The sequence below is a fragment of the Nonomuraea sp. NPDC005692 genome (assembly GCF_040631115.1).
GTDB lineage: Bacteria > Actinomycetota > Actinomycetes > Streptosporangiales > Streptosporangiaceae > Nonomuraea.
Genome location: NZ_JBEXYU010000025.1, coordinates 79,526 through 100,941 on the forward strand (window position 1 = coordinate 79,526; position 21,416 = coordinate 100,941).

20 protein-coding genes are annotated in these 21,416 nt (G+C 70.9%); 8 read left to right on the top strand and 12 right to left on the bottom strand.

What is annotated here, in order from left to right; all coding sequences use genetic code 11:
- Window positions 1-16 precede the first annotated feature (16 nt).
- Window positions 17-1,525, top strand: coding sequence for an alpha-amylase family glycosyl hydrolase (locus ABZ459_RS37160; RefSeq protein WP_357980640.1), 1,509 nt, complete (start codon window positions 17-19; stop codon window positions 1,523-1,525).
- Here ABZ459_RS37160 and ABZ459_RS37165 read toward each other — a convergent pair.
- The 3 genes from ABZ459_RS37165 to ABZ459_RS37175 form a co-directional block, all read right to left on the bottom strand.
- Entirely contained in the window at window positions 1,520-2,674 is a 1,155-nt protein-coding gene (locus tag ABZ459_RS37165) for an MFS transporter (protein ID WP_357980642.1), read from the bottom strand. The genes ABZ459_RS37160 and ABZ459_RS37165 overlap by 6 nt on opposite strands.
- A 50-nt stretch (window positions 2,675-2,724) precedes the next feature.
- Window positions 2,725-3,108 (bottom strand): thioesterase family protein, encoded by a 384-nt coding sequence (locus tag ABZ459_RS37170; protein WP_357980858.1) that lies wholly within the window; start codon window positions 3,106-3,108, stop codon window positions 2,725-2,727.
- Between the two features lie 77 nt (window positions 3,109-3,185).
- Complete coding sequence (locus tag ABZ459_RS37175) at window positions 3,186-4,616, bottom strand: MFS transporter (RefSeq protein WP_357980645.1); 1,431 nt, start codon at window positions 4,614-4,616, stop codon at window positions 3,186-3,188.
- Window positions 4,617-4,692: 76 nt separating this feature from the next.
- Between ABZ459_RS37175 and ABZ459_RS37180 the strand changes: the two genes are divergently transcribed.
- Window positions 4,693-5,592: an SDR family oxidoreductase gene (locus ABZ459_RS37180; protein ID WP_357980648.1), complete on the top strand. Its 900-nt coding sequence runs from the start codon at window positions 4,693-4,695 to the stop codon at window positions 5,590-5,592.
- A 1-nt stretch (window position 5,593) separates the two neighbouring features.
- Window positions 5,594-6,418 (top strand): MaoC/PaaZ C-terminal domain-containing protein, encoded by an 825-nt coding sequence (locus tag ABZ459_RS37185; RefSeq protein ID WP_357980651.1) that lies wholly within the window; start codon window positions 5,594-5,596, stop codon window positions 6,416-6,418.
- Here ABZ459_RS37185 and ABZ459_RS37190 read toward each other — a convergent pair.
- Window positions 6,405-7,016: a TetR/AcrR family transcriptional regulator gene (locus tag ABZ459_RS37190; RefSeq protein WP_352322431.1), complete on the bottom strand. Its 612-nt coding sequence runs from the start codon at window positions 7,014-7,016 to the stop codon at window positions 6,405-6,407. The two genes, ABZ459_RS37185 and ABZ459_RS37190, sit on opposite strands and share 14 nt — an antisense overlap.
- Window positions 7,017-7,096: 80 nt before the next feature.
- Between ABZ459_RS37190 and ABZ459_RS37195 the strand changes: the two genes are divergently transcribed.
- Window positions 7,097-8,278: an acyl-CoA dehydrogenase family protein gene (locus tag ABZ459_RS37195; protein WP_357980654.1), complete on the top strand. Its 1,182-nt coding sequence runs from the start codon at window positions 7,097-7,099 to the stop codon at window positions 8,276-8,278.
- Between the two features lie 3 nt (window positions 8,279-8,281).
- Complete coding sequence (locus tag ABZ459_RS37200) at window positions 8,282-10,390, top strand: acetate--CoA ligase family protein (RefSeq protein ID WP_357980657.1); 2,109 nt, start codon at window positions 8,282-8,284, stop codon at window positions 10,388-10,390.
- Between the two features lie 27 nt (window positions 10,391-10,417).
- Here ABZ459_RS37200 and ABZ459_RS37205 read toward each other — a convergent pair whose 3' ends face one another.
- The 5 genes from ABZ459_RS37205 to ABZ459_RS37225 form a co-directional block, all read right to left on the bottom strand.
- Complete coding sequence (locus ABZ459_RS37205) at window positions 10,418-10,897, bottom strand: hypothetical protein (protein ID WP_357980660.1); 480 nt, start codon at window positions 10,895-10,897, stop codon at window positions 10,418-10,420.
- A 162-nt stretch (window positions 10,898-11,059) separates the two neighbouring features.
- Window positions 11,060-11,311 (bottom strand): SCO4226 family nickel-binding protein, encoded by a 252-nt coding sequence (locus ABZ459_RS37210; protein ID WP_357980663.1) that lies wholly within the window; start codon window positions 11,309-11,311, stop codon window positions 11,060-11,062.
- Window positions 11,312-11,425: 114 nt separating this feature from the next.
- Entirely contained in the window at window positions 11,426-12,553 is a 1,128-nt protein-coding gene (locus ABZ459_RS37215; RefSeq protein WP_357980666.1) for a thiolase, read from the bottom strand.
- Window positions 12,550-12,957: a Zn-ribbon domain-containing OB-fold protein gene (locus tag ABZ459_RS37220; RefSeq protein ID WP_357980669.1), complete on the bottom strand. Its 408-nt coding sequence runs from the start codon at window positions 12,955-12,957 to the stop codon at window positions 12,550-12,552. The genes ABZ459_RS37215 and ABZ459_RS37220 overlap by 4 nt, the downstream gene beginning before the upstream one ends.
- Window positions 12,958-13,026: 69 nt before the next feature.
- A complete protein-coding gene (locus ABZ459_RS37225) occupies window positions 13,027-13,539 on the bottom strand; it encodes a VOC family protein (RefSeq protein WP_357980672.1) in 513 nt (170 codons plus the stop codon).
- Window positions 13,540-13,706: 167 nt separating this feature from the next.
- Here ABZ459_RS37225 and ABZ459_RS37230 point away from each other — a divergent pair, with 167 nt between their 5' ends.
- A complete protein-coding gene (locus tag ABZ459_RS37230) occupies window positions 13,707-15,023 on the top strand; it encodes an MFS transporter (protein ID WP_357980675.1) in 1,317 nt (438 codons plus the stop codon).
- A gap of 344 nt (window positions 15,024-15,367) precedes the next feature.
- On the opposite strand, the gene ettA is transcribed toward ABZ459_RS37230, so the two are convergent.
- On the bottom strand, window positions 15,368-17,032 hold the full coding sequence (gene ettA, locus ABZ459_RS37235; RefSeq protein ID WP_357980678.1) for an energy-dependent translational throttle protein EttA: 1,665 nt from the start codon (window positions 17,030-17,032) through the stop codon (window positions 15,368-15,370).
- 886 nt (window positions 17,033-17,918) lie between these two features.
- Window positions 17,919-18,551, bottom strand: coding sequence for a helix-turn-helix domain-containing protein (locus ABZ459_RS37240; RefSeq protein ID WP_357980681.1), 633 nt, complete (start codon window positions 18,549-18,551; stop codon window positions 17,919-17,921).
- Window positions 18,552-18,680: 129 nt separating this feature from the next.
- Between ABZ459_RS37240 and ABZ459_RS37245 the strand changes: the two genes are divergently transcribed.
- On the top strand, window positions 18,681-19,160 hold the full coding sequence (locus ABZ459_RS37245) for a carboxymuconolactone decarboxylase family protein (RefSeq protein ID WP_357980684.1): 480 nt from the start codon (window positions 18,681-18,683) through the stop codon (window positions 19,158-19,160).
- Complete coding sequence (locus ABZ459_RS37250; protein WP_357980686.1) at window positions 19,157-19,369, top strand: hypothetical protein; 213 nt, start codon at window positions 19,157-19,159, stop codon at window positions 19,367-19,369. The genes ABZ459_RS37245 and ABZ459_RS37250 overlap by 4 nt, the downstream gene beginning before the upstream one ends.
- A gap of 105 nt (window positions 19,370-19,474) precedes the next feature.
- Here the strand turns inward: ABZ459_RS37250 and ABZ459_RS37255 are convergent, their stop codons facing one another.
- Complete coding sequence (locus tag ABZ459_RS37255) at window positions 19,475-20,524, bottom strand: GGDEF domain-containing protein (RefSeq protein WP_357980688.1); 1,050 nt, start codon at window positions 20,522-20,524, stop codon at window positions 19,475-19,477.
- Between the last annotated feature and the right edge of the window lie 892 nt (window positions 20,525-21,416).

The following is a 21,416-nucleotide window of genomic DNA, read 5'->3' on the forward strand; positions in this document are numbered from 1 at the left end:
CGGGCATGACGCCCACATGGATATCCCCTGGTGGCGTGATGCCGTCGTCTACGAGATCTACGTTCGCAGCTTCGCCGACGCCTCCGGAGACGGCGTCGGCGACCTGGCCGGGGTGCGGGAGCGGATTCCGTACCTGAGGAGGCTGGGGGTCGACGCCATCTGGCTGACGCCGTTCTACCCCTCTCCGATGGCCGACGGCGGTTACGACGTGGCGGACTACCGCGGCGTCGACCCGCTGTTCGGCACGCTGGCCGACTTCGACGCGGTGGTGGCCGAGGCCCACGGGCACGGGCTGAAGGTGCTGGTGGACATCGTCCCCAACCACAGCTCCTCCGAGCACCCCTGGTTCCAGGCCGCGCTGCGGGGCGAGGGACGCGACCGGTACATCTTCCGCGACACGATCAACAACTGGCAGTCCACGTTCAGCGGCCCGGCGTGGACCCAGGTCCCCGACGGGCAGTGGTACCTGCACCTGTTCGCCCCCGGCCAGCCCGACTTCAACTGGCGCAACCCCGAGGTGCACGCGGAGTTCCTCGACGTCCTGCGGTTCTGGCTGGACAAGGGCGTGGACGGGTTCCGCATCGACGTGGCGATGGGCCTGTACAAGGCCGAGGGGCTGCCCGACGTCGGCGACCAGTCGTTCAAGTCGGTCTCGCCGGTCTGGGGGCAGCCGGAGGTGCACGGCGTCTACCGCGACTGGCGCAAGGTGCTGGACGGCTACCCGGGGGAGCGCATGGCCGTCGGCGAGGTCTGGACCGACAGCGCCGAGGACCTCGCCCTCTACGTGCGCCCCGACGAGCTGCACCAGAGCTTCAACTTCGCCTGGCTGCAGGCGCCGTGGTCGCCGACCGCGTTCAAGAAGGTGATCGACGACACCCTGGCCTCGGTCCCGTACGCCACCTGGGTGCTGTCCAACCACGACGTCGTACGCCATCGCACCCGCTACGAGACCGCCGATCCCGGCACGGGCCTGGCGCGGGCCAGGGCGGCGCTGCTCACGATGCTGGCGCTGCCCGGCTCTGCCTACCTCTACCAGGGCGAGGAGCTGGGCCTGCCGGAGGTGACCGACCTGCCCGCCGAGGCCAGGCAGGACCCGGTGTTCTTCCAGTCGGAGGGCAAACTGCCGGGCCGCGACGGATGCCGGGTGCCGCTGCCGTGGTCGGCCGAGTCGCCCTCCTACGGGTTCTCGCCGCCCGGCGTGCGGCCGTGGCTGCCGCAGCCGGCCGCCTTCGCCGAGCTGACCGCCGAGAAGCAGGAGGGCGACGCGGACTCGACGCTGGAGTTCTACCGTCGTGCCCTGGCCTGCCGCCGCGAGCTGGCGGGTGTGATTCCTTACACCCTGGAGTGGCTGGACTCCCCCGAGGGAGCGCTTTTCTTCTCCAGGGGCCCGCTGATCTGCGCCATCAACTGCGGGATGGAGCCGGTACGGCTGCCGGCGCACGACGCGGTGCTGCTGTCCAGCGGCCCGGTCCAGGCCGGGACGCTGCCGCCGGACACCGCCGTGTGGCTGCGCGGGGAGTCATGACCGAAGGCCGGCCCGCTGCTCGCCGCGGACGGGGATGACGGGCAGCGAGACCAGCGCGCAGGCCAGGCCGACCGCGTACGCCGCCCAGTACCCCGTCCCGGTGATCAGCGCCCCGGCCAGCGGCGTCACCCCCAGGGCGACGACGTTCTGGACGGTGTTGTGGGTGCCGAGCACCTTGCCCGCCCAGGCGGGCCCGGCCAGCTCGCCCGCCCTCAGGTAGGCCAGCCCGTTGCCGGACACGGTGAGCACCGAGGCCGTCGCGAGCGCCACCGGGCCGAGCAGGCTGTCCGTCGCCGTGCCCACGACCAGCAGGGCGAGCACGGCCAGGCAGGCGCAGGCGAGCAGCAGCAGGGGACGCATCCGCAGGCCGACCCGGTCGGACCAGCGGCCGACGGCCACGCGGACCACGGCTCCGGCGACGGCCGACAGGCCGAAGAGCTGGCCGGCGGCCACGGCGTCCCAGCCGTACAGGCCGACCAGGCAGGTGACGCCGTACGTGCTGACCACGATCTGCGGCACCGCGTGCAGCCCGCTGGTCGCGTGCACCCGCCACAGCGCCGGCTGCCGGTACGGCGACCGCGCCGGCCCCGCGCTCCCTCCGGCGATCGAGTGCGGCGGCTCGGCCAGGAACAGCGCGGCCAGGACGGCGGCCAGCAGGCTCACGGCGGAGCAGACGAGCAGCACGCCGGGCAGCCCGTGCGCCCGCGCGACCGGCGGCAGCACGAACGCCGCGACGGCCATGCCGAGGGTGTAGGACACCTGGCGCAGGCCCATGGCGACCCCGCGCTCGGGCGGCTGGAACCAGCGCAGGACGATCCGGCCGCCGCCGACCATGGCCGCCGAGCCGGCCGCGCCCGCCAGCGCGAGCAGCGCGATCACGGCCCAGGCCGGCCCGGCGAAGGCGACGGCGGCGAGCAGCACGGCCGCCAGGCTCACGCCGATGCCGAGCACCAGGCGCTCGCCGTGCCGGTCGGCCAGCGCGCCCCAGGCGACGAGTGCCACCAGAACGCCGATTCCCGGGGCGTTCCCGATGACTCCGGCCACTGCCAGCGGAACACCGAAATGTCGCTCAATCTCCGGCATGACGAGAGGAAGGCCGAACAGTCCTAAGGTGACGCTCGCATGGGCGTTGACGCCCAGCGCGAGCATCAGCCAGCGTTTCCTGCCGGGACCGGCGGGCGGCTGCGGTTCCAGGGCGGTCAGCCCTGGGCCGAGTAACGCTTGAGCAGGACGAGCTCGTCCTCGCTGAGCCGGCGCGGCGCGGCCCGCTCGACGTCGTAGGCCACGATCACCGAGGTGGCGGTCGCGTAGACCTCGTCATCGTCGCGGATCTCATAGGCCAGGGTGAAGCGGACCGGCCTGATCTGCGTGACCCAGGTCTCGACCCTGACCGGCTCGGGTCGCAGGCCCAGCGGGCGGCGGTAGTCGATCTCGTGGCGGGTGACCACGAGCCCTCCGAAGGGCGCCTCGCCCGCCTTGACCGGATCGATCGCGAACATGCCGAAGCGGGCGTCCTCCAGGTAGTCGAGGAAGCGCACGTTGTTCACATGCCCTTGGGAGTCGATGTCGGCGAATCTGACCATGCGGGGGAAGACGTGCCGGTGCGCCGGGGAGGGTTCTGCCACGTCCGCCACGGTACCCGTACCGTCCGGCCCGCTGGTCACCGGGCCTTGCGGCGGGCCAGGCAGGCCAGCACGGTCAGCACCGAGATCGCGGCCATGCAGGTGAGCGCCCAGCGGTAACCGGTCACGAGCAGGCCGACCGCGTCGCCGGAGAGCTGCGACAGCGTCCCGGCGAAGACGCGCCGGTGCAGCCCGGCGGGCAGCGGCGCGGTGATGATCGACAGCACCAGGCCGGTGCCGACCACGTTGCCGGTGTTCTGGAGCATCAGGCGCATGGCGTTGACGATGCCGAGGCGTTCTGAGGGCAGGCCGTCCAGGATGGCGGTGGTGTTGGAGGGCAGGAAGACGCCGGAGCCGAGGCCGATGAGCACGAGCCCGGCGGCCACCGCCGGGTACGGCGTGCTCGCCGACATCGTGCCGAGCAGCGCCAGCAGCCCGCAGGTCGTGGTGGCGGCCCCGGCCACCGCCAGGGTGCGCGCGCTGGTCAGCCGCTGGAGGAAGCCCGACGTCACCGACGCGACCATGGCCGCCACCGCCAGCGGCAGCACCTTCAACCCGGCCTGTACGGGATCGTCCCCCCGCACGGCCTGGAAGTAGAGCGCGACGAGGAAGACCATGCCCATCCGCGCGACGGCGTTCAGGAAGGAGGCGAGCGTGCCGCAGGCGAACGCCCGGTCGTGGAACAGCCGCAGGTCCACGACGGGATGGGCGGCCCGCCGCTCCCTGGCCACGAACAGCGGCAACCCCACGGCGAACGCGGCGAGCCCGGCGGCCACCACCGGATGCCCCCACCCCAGCCTGCCGAACTCCGACAGCGCCAGCAGCAGCCCGCCGAGCGTGACCAGCATGAGCACGCTGCCCGGCAGGTCGAGCCCGCGCTCGCGCCCGGCCGGTTCGGCCCGCCGCAGCGTGATCGCGCCCCACACCAGGCAGATCACGCCGATGGGCACGTTGAACCAGAACACCCAGCGCCAGCCCAGGTTCGCGGCGAGCACGCCGCCGAGCGTCGGGCCGATCAGCCCGGCGACGGAGAAGGAGGCGACGTAGACGCCCATGCCCTCGCCCAGCCGCTCGCGCGGGAAGGCGTCGCTGACCAGGGCGGCGCTGTTGGTGAGCAACATCGCGGCGCCGGCGGCCTGCACGACCCGCATGGCCACGATCACCCACGCGCCGGGCGCCAGCCCGGCGAGCAGGGCGGCCCCGGTGTAGACGGCCAGCCCGAGCAGGTACATCCTGCGCCTGCCGAACATGTCGGCTAAGCGACCGAATACCACCATGAGGACGGTCGTGGTCAACTGGAAGCCCAGCAGGATCCAGCCCGCGGCCGTGGCGTCGGCCCCGGTGTGCCGGGCGATCTCGGGCAGCGCGACGTTGATCGAGCTGCCGCCCAGCCCGGTCAGCACGCCGGCCAGGCTCACGACCGACAGCGTGCGCCAGGCGTGGCCGACGGGGGCGGTGGTCGTCGTCACCAAGGGCCTGTCCTTTCTAGATTTTGATACTAGAATCCAGTTCAAATCGTCGGCCGGTCAAGGATCGAGGTGTCGGATGAGCGGGATCGTCGAAGGTCGCGTGGTGATCGTCACGGGTGCGGCCAGGGGCATCGGGCGCGGGCACGCCCTGGAGTTCGCCAGGCAGGGCGCGAAGGTGGTGGTCAACGACCTGGGCGCCGAGGTGGACGGCACCGGCTCGTCCGGGGCCGCCGCCGAGGTGGTGGCCGAGATCGAGGCCATGGGCGGCCAGGCGATCGTCAACGGCGAGGACGTCTCCGACTTCGACGGCGCCGAGCGCCTGATCAGGTCGGCCGTCGAGCATTTCGGCGACCTGCACGTACTGGTCAACAACGCCGGGATCCTGCGCGACCGCATGCTGGTCAACATGACCATCGACGAGTGGGACGCGGTGATCAGGGTGCACCTGCGCGGCACGTTCGCGCCCCTGCGGCACGCCGCCGCCTACTGGCGGGCCAAGGCCAAGTCCGGCGAGCGGCTCGACGCCCGGATCATCAACACGACGTCGTCCTCCGGCATCTACGGCAACCCGGGCCAGGGGAACTACGGCGCGGCCAAGGCGGGCATCGCCGGGCTGACCGTGATCGCCGCCAGGGAGCTGGAGCGCTACGGCGTGACCGTCAACGCCATCGCCCCCGCCGCCCTCACCCGCATGACGGAGAACCTGATCCCGGCCGGGGCGACCGGCGCCGACCCCGACGACATCGCGCCGCTGGTGGTCTGGCTGGCCAGTGCCGAGGCGCGCGGCGTCACCGGGCGGGTGTTCAACGTGCGCGGCGGCGTGATCAGCGTGGCCGAGGGCTGGCACGCCGGCCCCGGGGTGGACAAGGGCGCCCGCTGGGACCCGGCCGAGCTGGGCGCGGTCATCCCCGCCCTGGTGGACAAGGCCGCCCCCAACGCCCTGACCAACGGCCGCGTCCCCGGACGGGAGGACTGACATGCCGCTCGACCACTCGCTGATCGGCGTCGAGGGCCCGGCCCACGAGCGCACCTGGACCGCCGAGGACACCATGCTGTACGCGCTCGGCGTCGGCTCGGGCCTCGACGAGCTGGAGTTCGCCACCGAGAAGGGGCAGCGGGTGCTGCCGACGTTCGCGGTGCTGGCGGCACAGTCGCCGGGGCGGCGGCTGGGCGACTACGACCCGGCCCTGCTGGTCCACGCCGAACAGGGCTTCGAGCTGCGCCGCGAGCTGCCGGCCGCGGGCGGCGTACGGACGACGTCGAAGGTGACCGGCATCTACGACAAGGGCTCGGGCGCGCTGGTGACCACCGAGGCCAGGGCCGTCGACCTGGAGACCGGCGAGCTGCTGATCGCCTCGCGCAGCTCGGTGTTCATCCGGGGCGAGGGCGGCTTCGGCGGCGACCGGGGGCCGCGGGAGGAGTGGGCGGTCCCGGACCGGGCGCCCGACCACAAGGTGACCTACCCGACCCGGCCGGACCAGGCGCTGCTCTACCGGCTGTCCGGCGACCGCAACCCGCTGCACAGCGATCCGGAGTTCGCCGCCAGGGCCGGGTTCGACCGGCCGATCCTGCACGGGTTGTGCACGTACGGCGTGACCGGGCGGGCGTTGCTGCACACGCTCGCCGGGTCGGACCCGTCGCGGTTCAGGGCGATGTCGGGCCGGTTCAGCAGCCCGGTGTTCCCCGGCGAGCCGCTGACCGTCTCCATCTGGGCCGACGGCGACGACGTGCTGTTCCGGACCGCCAAGGACGACGGGACGGTGGTGATCGACCGCGGCCGGGCGACGATCAGTCGTCGCTGAGCCCCCTGAGGGGATCGAGGCGGTGGATGAGCTTCATCGCCGCCTCGATGATCTCCCTGGCCTCCTCCTCGGTGTCGGAGGTGGCCACCTCGCGGGCGGCCTCGCCGATGATGCTGGTCAGCACCGCGACCGTGAACCGGTCGAGGGGGTCTCCCCCGGCGCCGAGCAGGACGGCGTTCTGGCGCACCCACTCGCGCCCGCGGGTGCGGCGGATCAGCTCGAAGCCGGGCGGGCCGTCGCCGTCGATGAAGAGCCTGACCAGGTCGCGCCGGTCCCAGGCGCCGTCGAGGTAGGCGCGGGCCCCGGCGATCAGCAGCTCGACGGGGTCGCTGACCCCCTCCTTCTTGGCCTTGGCGACGCTGGCGGCCGACGCCTGCTCGTGGGCCGCCTGGTGGTCCTCGTAGAGGGCGAGGAACAGCTCGGTCTTGCCGCCGAAGTGGTGGTAGAGGCTGCCGACGCTGGAGCCGGCGCGGGCCACGACCTCCGAGACGTTGGAGTCGGCGAAGCCGTGCTCGCTGAAGACCTCACGGGCCGCCTGCAACATGCTCTTGCGCGTCTGAGCCGTACGGCTCCACTCCCACGAGGACTTGCGTGCCATGCCAGGCATTCTATCCCGGCGAATTCTAGAATCTGATTCTTGACCAGTGCGACGCGGAGGCTAGAATCGCGTACTAGAGAATGATTCTAGAAATTCAGGAGGCGGCCGTGGACTTCTCGCTCAGCCCCGAGGAACGGCAGATCCGCGACACCGTGCGTGCCTTCATCGAGAAGGAGATCATGCCGCTGGAGCCGGAGGTCCTGCGCAACGAGCGGGAAGGGCGTCCGGGGCTCGATCCCGAGGTCGTGCGTGACCTGCGCGCCAAGGCCAGGAAGTCGGGCTTCTGGGGCATCAACACCCCCGAGGAGTACGGCGGCGCGGCGCTCGGCCCGATCATGTCCGCGATCATCGCCATGGAGATGGGCCGCACGTTCGTGCCCTTCTCCTTCGGCGGCAGCGCCGACAACATCCTCTACGCCGGCACCGACGAGCAGAAGCGGCGCTACCTCGTCCCCACCATCGAGGGCGAACGGCGGTCCTGCTTCGCGATCACCGAGCCGGGCGCCGGCTCCGACGCCCGCAACATCCGCACCCGCGCCACCCGCGACGGCGCCGAGTGGGTGATCAACGGCGAGAAGACGTTCATCACCGGCGGCAGCGAGGCCGACTTCGTCATGGTGTTCGCGGTGGCCGAGGGCCACGGCGTGACGTGTTTCCTGGTCGACCGGGACATGGGCTGGACGTCCGAGCCCATCCCGACCATGGGCGAGTGGGGGCCGGCCGCACTGGTGTTCCAGGACGTGCGGGTGCCCGAGGAGAACATCCTGGGCGAGCTCGGCAGGGGCTTCGAGCTTGCCATGCAGTGGATCGGGCAAGGACGGTACATGATCCCGGCCCGTGCCATCGGCTCCGCCGAGCGCATGCTCCAGATGGCCATCGACTACGCCAAGATCCGCAAGTCGATGGGCCAGGCCATCTCGGAGTATCAGGCCATCCAGTGGATGATCGCCGACTCCCAGGTGGAGATCGAGGCGGCCAAGTGGCTCACCCTCCACGCCGCCTGGCAGGTGCAGCGGGGCATGGACGCCCGGCACGCCTCCTCCATCGCCAAGCTCAACGGCGCCGTGATGGCCAACCAGGTCGTGGACCGGGTGCTGCAGATCCACGGCGGCATGGGATACACCAAGGAGCTGCCGGTCGAGCGGTGGTACCGGGAGTTGCGCCTGCTGCGCATCTTCGAGGGCACCGACGAGATCCAGCGCCGCACGATCGCCCGCAACCTCATCAAGGGCCACGCCAGGCTCGGCCTGATCGGAGAGTAGTCCATGTCGGTCGAGGCACTGTTCAACCCGCGCTCGATCGCCCTGGTGGGGGCCACGGACAAGTCGGGCTGGTCGGTCAGCACGCTGCTGAACCTGCGCACCCACGGCTTCGCCGGGCCCGTCCACCTGGTCAACCCCAGGGGCGGGGTGGTGCACGGGTCGCCGGCCTTCCGCAGCCTGACCGAGCTCCCCTCCCCCGTCGACCTGGCCTACGTCATGGTGCCGACGGCCGCCGTGCTCGGCGTGCTGGAGGAGGGCGCCAAGCTGGGCATCGGCTGTTACGTGATCCTCACGGCGGGGTTCGGGGAGGCGGGCGCGGAGGGGGCGCGGCTGGAGGCGGAGATCGCCGGGTTCGCCCGTGAGAACGGCCTGACGATCCTCGGGCCGAACGGCAACGGCTACATCAACGCCGCCGCCGACGTGACCCCGTACGGGCTGCCCATCCCCGAGCCGCTGCTGCGCGGGTCGGTCGGCGTGGTGCTGCAGAGCGGCGCGCTGGCCAGCTCGGTGCTCGGCTTCGCCCAGGCCCGCAACGTCGGCATCAGCCTGCTGACCTCGATGGGCAACGAGTCGGTCGTCACGGTCACCGACGTCGTCGACCACCTCGTGGACGACCCGGCGACCAGGGTCATCGCCCTGTTCCTGGAGACGATCAGGAACCCGGCCGAGTTCTCCCGGGTCGCCCGCCGGGCACTGGTGGCGGGCAAGCCGATCGTCGCGCTCAAGATCGGCCGCAGCAGGCTCGCCTCGCACACCGCGCAGGCCCACACGGGCGCGCTCGTGGGCGACGACGACGTCATCGACGCCGCGATGCGCCAGCTCGGCGTGATCAGGGTGCGCTCGCTGGAGGACCTCATCATCACCTCCGGGCTGCTGGCCGCCACCGGCCCGCTGCCCGGCCGCCGGGTGGGCGTCGTCACCCCGTCCGGCGGCGCGTCCGAGATCATCGCGGACCGGGCCGAGGACGAGGGCCTGGAGCTGCCGCCCTTCTCCGCGGCGACGGTCGAGCGGCTGGCCGGGATCGTGCCGTCGTTCGGCACCGTGCAGAACCCGCTCGACGTCACCGGCTACGTCCTCGTCGACCGCACCCTGCTCGGCCGCGCCCTGGAGACGGTGGCCGCCGATCCCGGCATCGACCTGGTCATGCTGCTGTCCGAACCGCCCAGGATCGCCCCTGCGGACCCGGCGCCCGTCCTCGCCATGTACGAGACCAGCTCGCGGCGCATCGCCGAGTCGCCAGTGCCGGTCGTGGTGGTGAGCAACGTGCTGACCGACGTCACGGAGTTCGGGCGGCAGGTGCAGCGGGAGACCGGGTTCCCGTACGTCATGGGCGGGATCGAGCACGGCCTGACCGCCCTCGGCGCGGCGGTGCGCTGGTCGGAGGCCCACCGCAGGGCCCTGGCCGGCGGCGGCCCGGCCGGGCGGGCGGCGGTCACCGGCGCGCCCGATGGTGCGCACGGCGTGTGGGCCGAGCACCGGGCCGCCGCCCTGCTCGCCGCCGCGGGGCTGCCCGTGGTGCCCTCCGAGACGGCGGCGGACGAGGCGGCGGCGGTGGCCGCGGCCGAACGGTTCGGCTACCCGGTGGTGCTCAAGGCCGCCGCCGAAGGGCTCGGGCACAAGAGCGACATCGGCGGGGTGCGGCTCGGGCTGTCCGGTCCCGAGGCGGTGCGGCAGGCGTACCGGGAGGTGGTGGCCGCGGCGCGGGCGCACGCCCCCGACGCGGGCGTCCTGATCCAGCCGCAACGCGGCGGCGGGATCGAGCTGCTGGCGGGCGTGGTGCGCGACCCGGCCTGGGGGCTCACCCTGGCGGTCGGGCTCGGCGGCGTCTGGGTGGAGGTGCTGCGGGACGCGGCCCTGCGCGTGCTGCCGGTGGACGCCGACGAGGTACGCCGGGCCCTGTCCGAGCTGCGCGGCGCTGCCCTGCTGGACGGCGCCAGGGGCACCGAGCCCGCCGACCTGGACGCGGTGGCCGACGTGGTGGCCAGGATCGCCGCGTTCGCCGAGAGCCTGGGCGACGACCTGGAGTCCCTGGAGATCAACCCGCTCCTGGTCACCGGCTCCCGCGTCGAGGCCCTGGACGCCCTCATCACCTGGCGCCCGCCGCCCTCCTGACCCGCCCCGGCGCCCGGCGGGGGCCGCTCAGTGATCGAGGCTCTTCAGCAGGATCATCACGGCTCCCAGGGCGCCCGAGCCGGCTCCGCAGACCAGCCGGATCCAGAGCCGGTCGGTCTTGGGCGCCGCCGCGAAGAAGCCGAGCACGGTGAGCAGGACGACCGACACGGCGATCTCCAGGTACACCGACGCGTCCAGGGACATCACGCCGGTCATCGCCACGCACAGGATCACCGTGAGCGGGACCAGTCCCCACAACATGCCGGTGGACCGCGTCACCGCGCCCCGCACCGCCTTGCGCACGTCCGGCGACCGGTCGCCGACGATCTCCGCGAACGCGTGCGCGATCCAGAACACGATGACCGTGCCGATCGCGGTGGCCAGCAGCTCGGCGGGGTCGGCGATCCAGTGCGAGAGCCCGGAGACGACGCCGGCCGTCAGGATGGTCCCGTAGACCGACTCGCCGTTGACGAACCGCCCCACCCCGCGCGCGGCTCCCGTGCTCACCCGACGAATCTAGTACGGCCCTCGCGCGCGGCCCGGCGCCCGACGCGCCCGCCTGGACAACCTTTGGCGCCCCGCCCGGCGGCGCGGGGGGGGCGTCGGTGGCGGCCGCCCGCGTCCGCAGCAGCGCGGGCGGCCGTCACCGGTCCGGTGGCCGAACGGTGGCTACTCGACCTCGATGGGCAGCTCGTAGACCTCGGTCGTGGGATGGCCGGCCTTCTCGTGCACCCGCATCACCGCCTCCTTCGACGGCCCCGACGACAGGCAGAACACCTTGCCCGAGTCCGGATCGAGCCAGGCCCGCTCGAAGTGCACACCCTCGGCCCCCTCGACCGCAAGGTCCCGCTCGTGGGCCTCGCGCAACTGGTCCTCGGTGACACCGACGAAACCACTGTGCACGTCCATGAACTTCGGCATCGCCGTCTCCTCTTCTCAGGATCTTCCGCTTCCGATGGAGAGGCGTTCCATTCCGTTCCATCCCGTTCCATCGGCCCGTCCGGGCTCGCCTGCCCGGAGGGCCGTGCGCGGAACCTAGGGCAACCGGGAGGCCAGGACGAGGGTGGCGGCGGAGGCGAACATGCCGCCGTTGCCCAACACCACGCTCACCTCCACGTCCGGCACCTGCGCCGCGGCCTCCCCCCGGAGCTGCCGCACCGACTCCTGGATGGCGAACATGCCGTACATGCCGGTGTGCGTGTAGGACAGGCCGCCGCCGTTGGTGTTCATCGGCAGCCGGCCGCCGGGCGAGGTGTGCCCCTCGGCGATGAACGCCCCCGCCTCGCCGCGGCCGACGAAGCCCAGGTCCTCCAGGCCGTAGACGGGCACGTTGGCGAAGGCGTCGTACACCATCAGGTGGTCGACGTCGTCGTGGGAGATCCCGGCCTCGGCGAAGGCGGCCCGGCCGGACAGGCGGAAGCCCTTGGAGGTGGTGAAGTCCTCCATCTGCGAGACCATCGGCGCGTCCATGGCCTCGCCGGAGCCGAGCAGGTAGACCGGCGGGCGGCGCGACAGCTCCTCGGCGGTGACGACCAGCGCGCCGCCGCCGTCCGTCACCAGGCAGCACTCCAGCAGGTGGAAGGGGTAGGCGACGAGCTTGGACGCGAGCACGTCCTCGACCGTGACGAGGTCGCGGTACATGGCCCGTGGGTTCCGGGAGGCCCAGCGGCGCTGCGCGACCGCCACCTCGGCCAGCTGCTCGTGGGTGAGGCCGGTCTCCTTCATGTAGCGCAGCGCCGTGACGGTGAACGACGTCGGCGGCCCGACCACCCCGTACGGCAGCTCGAACTGCCCGAGCAGCGAGTCCGCGCCCAGCCCCCACCGGCCGGCGCCGACGCGCGACCTTCCCGACTCACCGTGCGTGATCAGCACGGTACGGCACAGCCCGGCCCGGATGGCGGCGGCGGCGTGCCGCACATGGAACAGGAACGACGACCCGCCCACCCCCGTGCCGTCGAGCCAGGATGGCGTGATGCCGAGGGCATGGGCGACCTGGATCGGGCCGGGCGTGCCGACCGTGGCGATGCCGTCGATGTCGTGTTTCGTCATGCCCGCGTCGGCGAGGGCGTTGCGCGCGGCCTCCAGGTGGAGCTGGAAGGTGGAGCGGTCCGGCAGGCGGCCGATCTCGTCGGTCTCGGCCGCCCCGGCGATCACGATGTTCATCGGGCGTCCCCCGCGGGCTCGAAGAGCGGCATGTGCACGTCGCCGCGCCGTTCGAACACCACCCGCAGCTCCATGTCCAGCGGCAGGTTCTCGGGGGTGTTGGGCACGCCGACGATGTTGCTCATCATCCGCACGCCCTCCTCCAGCTCCACGACGGCGATGGCGTAAGGCCCGCCGGCCTCGAAACCGGGCGCGGGGCGGTGGTTGATCACGTACGAGTAGAGGGTCGCGCGGCCCGTCGCGCGCACCCACTCCACGTCGCCGCCGCCGCAGTGGGGGCAGCTCGGCCGGGGGTAGAAGTAGTGCCGCGCGCACGTCTGGCAGCGCTGGATCCTGAGCTCTCCCGCGGCCGTGCCGTCCCAGAACGGCTGGGTGTCGGGCGTTGGCTTCGGTGCCGGTTTCATGGGCCTCCCCACTCTGGTTCTAGAATTGCACTCTAGAGCTGAGTTCGGTGCCCGGGAAGCCTCCGCGGTTCAGGGGCTGGGGATGCCGTCGCCGTTGCGGCCGCGTCCCGCCAGCACCTCCGCCAGCGTCGGACGGGCCTCGTCGGGGTCACGGAACCCCGGGCAGGCGAGCTGAATGAGCACGCCGTGCGCCTCCTTGGGGTGCAGGAACACCTCCTGCCAGCGCACGTCGGCCCTGTTCAGCCCGTGCAGCCGGTAGCCGCGCCCGGTGAGCCGGGCGACGGCCGCGTCCATGTCGCCGACGTGGAAGTTCAGATGATGGACGCCGCCGCGCCCCCGCGTCAGCTCGAAGAAGCTGTCGAAGAACGTGGACCCGGTCAGCGGCTCCATGAGCTCGACCTTGCTCCCGTTGGAGTACGTGAGCTGCAGCGTGCGGTACCCGCTGACCCGGTTGTCCCCACCGCCTCCCAGATGGCGACCGCCGAGCAGGTCTCGGTAGATCGGCAGCAGATCCCTGATCCGGGGAGCGGCCACGGCCGTGTGGTCGAAGGTCACGTCGAGGCCGTCAAGTTCCAGGTCCACGCATGGCTCCTCACTACGAACGAATCCTAGAATTTGATTCTAATCATCTGATACCGGGTACGCACTCTTGACGCCGGCCGATGCGAGGAGCAGCATCTCAGAAATGGATTCTAGAGCTAGCTTCTAGAACTCATGGCGGGGGCCCAGGCTCGGCAGAAAGGCTTGTCATGAGGCTGTCCTACGTCCGCGAGCTCGACGAATACCCGACCGGCGCCCGCCGGATGAAGATCCTCACCATGGCCGTCCTGGCCATCCTCATCGGCTCCTACGAAGGGCAGATCGCGCCCGTCGTACCCCTGCTGCTCAAAGACCTCGACATGTCCCTGGCCACGTACGGCGCGGTGTCGGGGGCGGCGGCGGTGGCCGGGGCCGTGGCCTCCATCCTGGGCGGCCGGCTCACCGACCGGGTCGGCCGGGTCCGCCTGCTCATCCCGCTCATGGCCCTCACCGCCGTGTGCTGCTTCGCCATGACCCTCGTGCACAGCCCGCGCGACCTGCTGATCGCCCGCATCCTGCTGGCCTTCGTGGACGGCGTCGCCATGGCCTCCACCGCGCCGCTGATCCGCGACTTCTCGCCGCGGCTCGGACGGGCGCAGGCGTTCGGGTTCTGGACGTGGGGCCCGGTGGGCGCGAACTTCCTGGCCGCCGCCGTCGCCGGCTGGACGCTGCCGATCTTCGACGAGTCGTGGCGGTCGCAGTTCGTCATCATGGGCTGCTTCTCGCTGGTGATCTCGGCGGTCATCGCGTTCAACATCGCCGACCTGTCCCCCGAGCTGCGGGCCAGGATCCAGCACACCGAACGGGCCGCCGAGGAGGTCGTCGACCTGGAGCGCCCGCCCACCGTCCGGTCGTTGTTCGCCCGGCGCAACATCTGGGCCCACGTCGTCGGCATCTCGCTCTGGCTGGTCCTCTACATCACGCTGTCGTTGTTCGGCCAGACGATGTTGGTGGGCGCGCTCGGCATCAGCAGCGCGCAGGCGTCCACGATCATGGCCGCGTTCTGGAGTCTGAACCTCGTCACGCTGATCGTCACCGGCCGCCTGTCGGACCGCCTGCAACTGCGCAAGCCGTTCTCGCTCGCCGGGACGATCGCCGCGGTGCTGGTCACCGCCTACCTCGCCGTCGCACTCGGTCAGGAAGGCGTCTCCACCGGCACGCTCATGGTGGTCGGCGCCCTGCTCGGCGGCTCACTCGGCGTCGCCTATGCCCCCTGGATGGCCAACTACTCCGAGGACGCCGAGGACGCCGACCCACGCCTGCAGGGCACGGCCTGGGGTTTGTTCGGCTTCCTGAGCAAGGCGATCGCGGTGGTCGGGCTGCTGGTCATCCCGCACGTCGTGGCGGCCACGAGCTGGCAGACCTGGCTGTTCGTGGCGCTGGGCTGCCTCGTGCTGTTCGTCCCCGCGATCCTGCTGTTCAACGGGCCATGGCGGCGCACCGCCCCCGCTCCCGTGCAGGTCGCCCTCACCGAGGCCGAGGGCTGATCCGTCCTGCCGGAACACGCGAAGAGCGGCGCACCCCGGAGGGGGCGCGCCGCTCTTCGCAGGAATGAGCTGTGAGTCCCGGCACCGGAACGAGCCGTGACATTCCCGGCTCCAGGACGAGACGCGTCAGCCCCGCTGCCAGCGACGCGACGTGTCGGCCCGGGCGCCGAGACGCGACGCGCTGGTCCCCCTGCCGAGACGCGACGCGTCAGTCCCGATGCCAGGGACGAGACGCGTCGGCCCTGACGCCCCGGGATGAGACGTGTCAGTCCCGATGCCGCGACGAGACGCGTCGGCCCTGGCGCCGGGATGAGACGTGTCGCTCCCGGCGTCAGGGTGAGACGTCAGTCCCGGTGCAGCTTCCGGTACGTCACCCGGTGAGGACGGGCCGCGTCGGCGCCGAGACGCTCGATCTTGTTCTTCTCGTAGTCGGCGAAGTTGCCCTCGAACCAGTACCAGTTCGAGCCTTCCTCCCACGCGAGGATGTGGGTGGCGATGCGGTCGAGGAACCACCGGTCGTGCGAGGTGATCACGGCGCAGCCCGGGAAGTCGAGCAGCGCGTTCTCCAGCGACGACAGCGTCTCGGTGTCGAGGTCGTTGGTCGGCTCGTCGAGCAGCAGCACGTTGCCGCCCTGCTTGAGGGTGAGCGCCAGGTTGAGCCGGTTACGCTCGCCGCCCGACAGCACTCCCGCCTTCTTCTGCTGGTCGGGCCCCTTGAACCCGAACGCCGCGATGTAGGCCCGCGACGGCATCTCGACGTTGCCGACCTTGATGTGGTCGAGCCCGTCGGAGACGACCTCCCAGACGTTCTTGTTCGGGTCGATGCCGCCCCGGCTCTGGTCGGCGTAGGAGATCTTCACGGTCTCGCCGATCGTGATCGACCCCGTGTCGGGCGTCTCCCCACCCGTGATCATGCGGAACAGCGTGGTCTTGCCGACGCCGTTGGGGCCAATGACGCCGACGATGCCGTTACGCGGCAGGTCGAACGTCAGGCTCTCCATCAGCAGGCGGTCGCCGAAGCCCTTGGTGAGCTGCTCCGACCTGATCACCGTGGTGCCCAGACGCGGGCCCGGCGGGATCTGGATCTCCTCGAAGTCCAGCTTGCGGAACTTGTCGGCCTCGGCGGCCATCTCCTCGTACCGCTGGAGACGGGCCTTGCTCTTGGTCTGGCGGGCCTTGGGGTTGGAGCGCACCCACTCCAACTCGTCCTCCAGGCGCTTCTTGCGCTTGGCGTCCTTCTGGCCCTCGACCTTGAGGCGCTGGGCCTTCATGTCGAGGTAGGTGGAGTAGTTGCCCTCGTAGGGGTAGCAGCGACCGCGGTCGAGCTCCAGGATCCAGGTGGCCACGTTGTCCAGGAAGTACCGGTCGTGAGTGACGGCCAGCACCGTGCCGGCGTACTTCTCCAGGTGCGACTCCAGCCACTGCACGCTCTCGGCGTCGAGGTGGTTGGTGGGCTCGTCGAGCAGCAGCAGGTCGGGGGCCTCAAGCAGCAGCTTGCACAGCGCCACGCGGCGGCGCTCACCACCGGACAGCTTGCTCACCTCGGCGTCGGGCGGCGGGCAGCGCAGGGCGTCCATCGCCTGCTCGAGCTGGCTGTCGAGGTCCCACGCGTTGCGGTGCTCCAGCTGGTCCTGGAGCTTGCCCATCTCCGCCAGCAGCTCGTCGCTGTAGTCGGTGGCCATCTGCTCGGCGATCTGGTTGTAGCGCTCGAGCATCGCCATCGTCTCGGCGACACCCTCCTGCACATTGCCCAGAACGGTCTTTTCCTCGTTGAGCGGCGGCTCCTGCTGGAGCATGCCGACCGTGAAGCCCGGCATCAGCTTGGCGTCGCCATTGGACGGCTGCTCCAGGCCGGCCATCATCCGGAGCAGCGTCGACTTCCCGGTGCCGTTCGGCCCCAGGACACCGATCTTGGCTCCGGGCAGGAACGACAGCGTGACGTCGTCAAGGACAACCTTGTCGCCGTGCGCCTTGCGCACGCGCTGCAGCGTGTAGATGTACTCCGGCATGCTCCCTAGCTTAGAGGCTGCGCACGCAGGCTTCCGCCGCCCAGCCCCATTCACCCCCACCCTTCACCGCTCGCCCTGCCCCCCACCCCCATCTCCCCCGAACACCTTGACGCCCACGCGCCGCAACCCTTGACGCCCTCACGCGCCGCAACACCCGTGACGGCCCAGCCCCCGGGCCCACCTCGAGGACGGGGCCTGTTCCCACCACCGCCCTCAACCGACCGGCGATCTCCGTCACGCCCTCTTTGCCCCAGGCATCGGGCCCGCTTTGGGGGGCGGGGGCCGTTCGCACCCCGGACCTCGCCCGACCAGGATCTCCCTCACGCCCTCTTTGTCCCCGGCCCTGGGCCCGCTTTGAGGGCGGGGCCTGTTCCCACCACCGCCCTCAACCGACCGGGATCTCCGTCACGCCCTCCTTGGCCCCTTCGCCACGGCCCCCCCTTCGTCGCGGCCCTGCGGTGGTCGCCGTCGCGATCTTCGGGATGGTCTCCGCGGCGGCGAGGAGAGTGGCGGCTGCGGGCCGCAACCCTTGACGCCCTCACACGCCGCGACACCCATGACGGCCCAGCCCCCGGGCCCACCTTGTGGGCGGGGCCTGTTCCCACCACCGACCTCAACCGGCCGGGATCTCCGTCACGCCGTCCTTGGCCCCTTCGCCACGGCCCCCTTCGTCGCGGCCCTGTTCGTCGCGGCCCCTGCGGCGGTCGCCGTCGCGGTCTCCGCCGTGATCTCGGGATGGTCTCCGCCGTGGGGAGGAGAGCGGTGGCCGCGGGCGGCACCCCTTCATGCCCTCGCGCGCTGGAACGTCCATGACGGCCCAGGCCTCAGGCCCGCCTTGAGGGCGGAGGCTGTTCACACCCCGGACCTCAGCCGACCGGGGTCCTCGTCACGCCCTCCTTGGCCCCGCCGCCGCGGCCTCCGTCGTCGTGGCCTCCTTCGTCGCGGCCTCCGTCGTCGTGGCCCCTGTGGTGGTCTGCGTGGTGGTGAGGAGCGCGGTGGCTGCGGCGCGTGCCCGTTGTGCCGGGTGGGGCGAGCGCTCGCGTACCGCCGTGACGATGGCTCCGTCCACCAGCAGCACGAACAGGTGCGCCAGCTCGGCGGCATCGGCCCGCCCGTCCCGCTCGATCAGCTCCGAGACGTACGCCCGCACGCGCTCCTTGTGCTCGGCCGCCACCCGATGTGCCGCACTGTCGGGATCCGCCGTCTCGATCATGGTGTTGATGAAGGCGCAGCCACGGAAGTCCGCCCGCGCGAACCGTTCGGCCAGGGCGTCGAAGACGTCCAGCGGATGCCCGCCCAGAGCCTCCACGCGTTCGGCCAGCCAGGCCCGCCACCGCTCGTCCCGCCGCCGCAGTACGGCCACGACCAGGTCGTCCTTGCTCGGGAAGTGCCGGTAGAAGGAGGCGCGGCCCACCCCCGAGACACTCAGGATCCGCTCGACGCCCACCGCCCTGATCCCCTCCGCGTAGAAGAGGTCCTCGGCGGCGTCGAGCAGTCGTTCACGGGCACGCGTGGGCATACCGCCAAGCTATCCCGAACTTCCCTAAAACGGAACCGTTCGGTATCGTCTTGCCCAGATGGAACCGACCAGTACCGTTTTGGAGACATCATGCCCCGCCTTCCACAACTGACAGAAGACAATGATGGTTTGCTCGACCAGACCCGCCGCCAGCTCGGCAAGGTCCCCAACCTGTACGCCGCCCTCGCCAACGGCCCAGCCGCCCTGGCCGGCTACCTCGCGATGCGCGAACACCTCAGCTCGGGCGCCCTCACCCCGAGACTGAGGGAGCAGATCGCCCTGCTGGTCGCCCAGGAGAACCACTGCACCTACTGCGTGAGCGCCCACACCATGCGCGGACGCCGTATGGGCATGTCCGACGAGGAACTTCTCCAGACCCGCCAGGGCGCTGACGACGAGCCGCACGCGGCCGCCGTCCTGGGCATCACTCAGGCGATCATGCACACGGGCGGCGCGGTGAGCGACGACGACCTGGACGCCGCACGGGCCGCCGGCGTCTCGGACGCGGAGCTCGCCGAGATCGTGGGCCACATCGCCCTGAACACCTTGTCCAACTACTTCAACCACCTTGCCCAGCCCGAGCTGGACTTCCCGGAGGTGCAGGCATGAACCCCACCTGGAGAAACGGCACGGTCGAACTCCTCGACGGCTACACGCTGACGAACTCCGAGGGCCGCCGGGTGTCGACCGTGGAAGGAGTGCGGTTCGCCATCGAGGGCGGGTATCTCAACGTCGAGGTCCCCGGCGTACCCCACATCCAGATTGTCTCGGCTCCCGCCGTCCGCCTTGTCACCTGCGACAGCGTCACCACGTCCTGACGCCCCAAGACGCACAGGCCACAAACCAAGGGCAGGCTCCCGACCCATCCCCATCAGGGGCCTGCCCGCATTCGATGAACATCGCACCGTGCTTGTCACGGCACGTCACACGGCTTGCTCCTCGGGCGACGGCGGCTGTGGGGGCTGGACAACGGGGATGCAGACACGGTCCCGGCCCAGCTCCTTGGCCCGATAGAGAGCCAGGTCGGCGGCGGCCAGCAGGTCGATCAGATCGTCGCCGTGCACGCACATCAACGCGACCCCGACCGAGATCGTGATCCGGATCAGAGCGTCGTCCACCGGGATGGCCATGTGCCCGATGTGCGTACGAAGTCGCTCGGCGACCTGCCGCGCCTCCTCGACGTCCGCCCCCGGCAGCAGGACGACGAACTCCTCGCCTCCGAACCGCCCCACCACGTCGGATTCCCGCAGCTCCCTGCGCAACATGGCCGCCACCCCGGCCAGCACCTCATCGCCGACCAGATGCCCGTGGGCGTCGTTCACCCGCTTGAAGTGGTCGATGTCGATGATCAGCAGCGCCAGCGTGTCACCGCTGCGGCGCGCCCGGAGGATCTCGGTGTCGGCCTCCCGCTGCCAGGCGGCCGCGTTGAGCAGCCCCGTCTTCGAGTCGGTACGGGCGGCGGCCTGCAACTGCGCATGCAGCAGACTGCGTTGCAGCAGGACGACCGGCGGCAACGCGAGCACCAGCAGAGCCAGGTTGAGCCCGCACCCGATCGAGACCGTGACCCCGAGGCACAGCTCGACCACGTCCAGCAGGACGCTCTCCCTGTTCCACAGCACCTCCTGCCACGACCCCTCGGGATCGGACGTGTGCGCCGCGACCGCGATGAGACCGATGTTGAGCAGGGAGAACAGCACGGCAGCCGCAACCGCGTAGGCGATCGGCGGCCCGCTGCCCCGCGTCAGCACCCAGGGATCGGGGACGACCCAGTGGAAGGCGACCGACGCCGTGCAGCCGGCCAGGCCGATGGCCGCCGAGCTGAACACCCGACGGTAGAGAACTGTGGCGCGCACGCGTACCTGGAGAAGGATCTGCAACACGATCGGCGCGAAGAGGGCGTAGACCGGCGGCAGGAGCAGGGCGACCGGCAGCCACCAGGCCGACAACAGGTCACGCGAGACTCCGGCGGGCATGCCCAGACGCCTGCTGGCCTCGATGCAGACCGCCCCACATGCCATGAGAGCGGCAAAAGTCAGCAAATCCGGCCAGTGGAAATCGGTAGATCTCGTGAACAAGGCAATCGCGACGGCATCTAGGGCGACAATGGCGCACAGATACGCCACAAGCGGGCGCCGTTGCCCGAGCAATGGCCAACGACCGGCCATTCTTGACACACCGTCGCGAGACTTGATCGTGGCGTGACTGGTCGCCGCCATCTCGTCTCCTCCCTGACTAACGATGTGTAACACAATAATTGCGGAGTGTGCGTTATGCGATGGGAACCGCTACGTTGAAACGACCACGCCTGCTCACTCCGCGAGCGGGCAGTGCCGGAAAGGAGCAACCATGGTGCGGGGCGTGACCTGGACATGACCAATGCTCTAGGTATCTGACGCGGACAAACACCCCATCGGCCCCCTTCGGGGTGACATCGGGGCCATCAGCCGATGCCCCTCTCCCTCCCTCTGGCCGTCCCCTGCGCGGGGCGCCGACCCATCGGCTGCTGCCCTCCGCCCCGATCGCTTGCCCCCTGTCCGATGGCCGGTGAACCATCGGCCGTACTCCTTCATCCCCTCCATGTCGGGGAATTCGATGACCGGCGAGTCTGGGCCCACGCCATCAAGGCGTGCATCACTCCCAGGACTGCTGTCACGTCGCGCTTGCCCGCCGGTGCCTGCGGGCGCGTCGCGTTGCCACCTGAGGACGCGGTATGGCTTTACATGGTGTCGTCCGTCTTGACGCCTGCGCGTGCCCGAATCCGATCACCGCCGAGAGGTGAGCAGCGGGGCCGGAACCCTGCCTCGCTGTTGTGCCGGACCCACACTGGCCGCCCGCACATCCTGGCGTCACCGGTAGGCGACTCCT

What these genes read in the sequence shown, in the direction of transcription:
- ABZ459_RS37160 (WP_357980640.1), top strand. Translation starts at nt 17, where the DNA reads ATGGATATCCCCTGGTGGCGTGATGCCGTCGTCTACGAGATCTACGTT.
- ABZ459_RS37165 (WP_357980642.1), bottom strand. Translation starts at nt 2,674, where the DNA reads ATGCTCGCGCTGGGCGTCAACGCCCATGCGAGCGTCACCTTAGGACTG.
- ABZ459_RS37170 (WP_357980858.1), bottom strand. Translation starts at nt 3,108, where the DNA reads ATGGTCAGATTCGCCGACATCGACTCCCAAGGGCATGTGAACAACGTG.
- ABZ459_RS37180 (WP_357980648.1), top strand. Translation starts at nt 4,693, where the DNA reads ATGAGCGGGATCGTCGAAGGTCGCGTGGTGATCGTCACGGGTGCGGCC.
- ABZ459_RS37185 (WP_357980651.1), top strand. Translation starts at nt 5,594, where the DNA reads ATGCCGCTCGACCACTCGCTGATCGGCGTCGAGGGCCCGGCCCACGAG.
- ABZ459_RS37190 (WP_352322431.1), bottom strand. Translation starts at nt 7,016, where the DNA reads ATGGCACGCAAGTCCTCGTGGGAGTGGAGCCGTACGGCTCAGACGCGC.
- ABZ459_RS37195 (WP_357980654.1), top strand. Translation starts at nt 7,097, where the DNA reads ATGATTCTAGAAATTCAGGAGGCGGCCGTGGACTTCTCGCTCAGCCCC.
- ABZ459_RS37200 (WP_357980657.1), top strand. Translation starts at nt 8,282, where the DNA reads ATGTCGGTCGAGGCACTGTTCAACCCGCGCTCGATCGCCCTGGTGGGG.
- ABZ459_RS37210 (WP_357980663.1), bottom strand. Translation starts at nt 11,311, where the DNA reads ATGCCGAAGTTCATGGACGTGCACAGTGGTTTCGTCGGTGTCACCGAG.
- ABZ459_RS37215 (WP_357980666.1), bottom strand. Translation starts at nt 12,553, where the DNA reads ATGAACATCGTGATCGCCGGGGCGGCCGAGACCGACGAGATCGGCCGC.
- ABZ459_RS37220 (WP_357980669.1), bottom strand. Translation starts at nt 12,957, where the DNA reads ATGAAACCGGCACCGAAGCCAACGCCCGACACCCAGCCGTTCTGGGAC.
- ABZ459_RS37230 (WP_357980675.1), top strand. Translation starts at nt 13,707, where the DNA reads ATGAGGCTGTCCTACGTCCGCGAGCTCGACGAATACCCGACCGGCGCC.
- ettA (WP_357980678.1), bottom strand. Translation starts at nt 17,032, where the DNA reads ATGCCGGAGTACATCTACACGCTGCAGCGCGTGCGCAAGGCGCACGGC.
- ABZ459_RS37240 (WP_357980681.1), bottom strand. Translation starts at nt 18,551, where the DNA reads ATGCCCACGCGTGCCCGTGAACGACTGCTCGACGCCGCCGAGGACCTC.
- ABZ459_RS37250 (WP_357980686.1), top strand. Translation starts at nt 19,157, where the DNA reads ATGAACCCCACCTGGAGAAACGGCACGGTCGAACTCCTCGACGGCTAC.
- ABZ459_RS37255 (WP_357980688.1), bottom strand. Translation starts at nt 20,524, where the DNA reads ATGCCCGCCGGAGTCTCGCGTGACCTGTTGTCGGCCTGGTGGCTGCCG.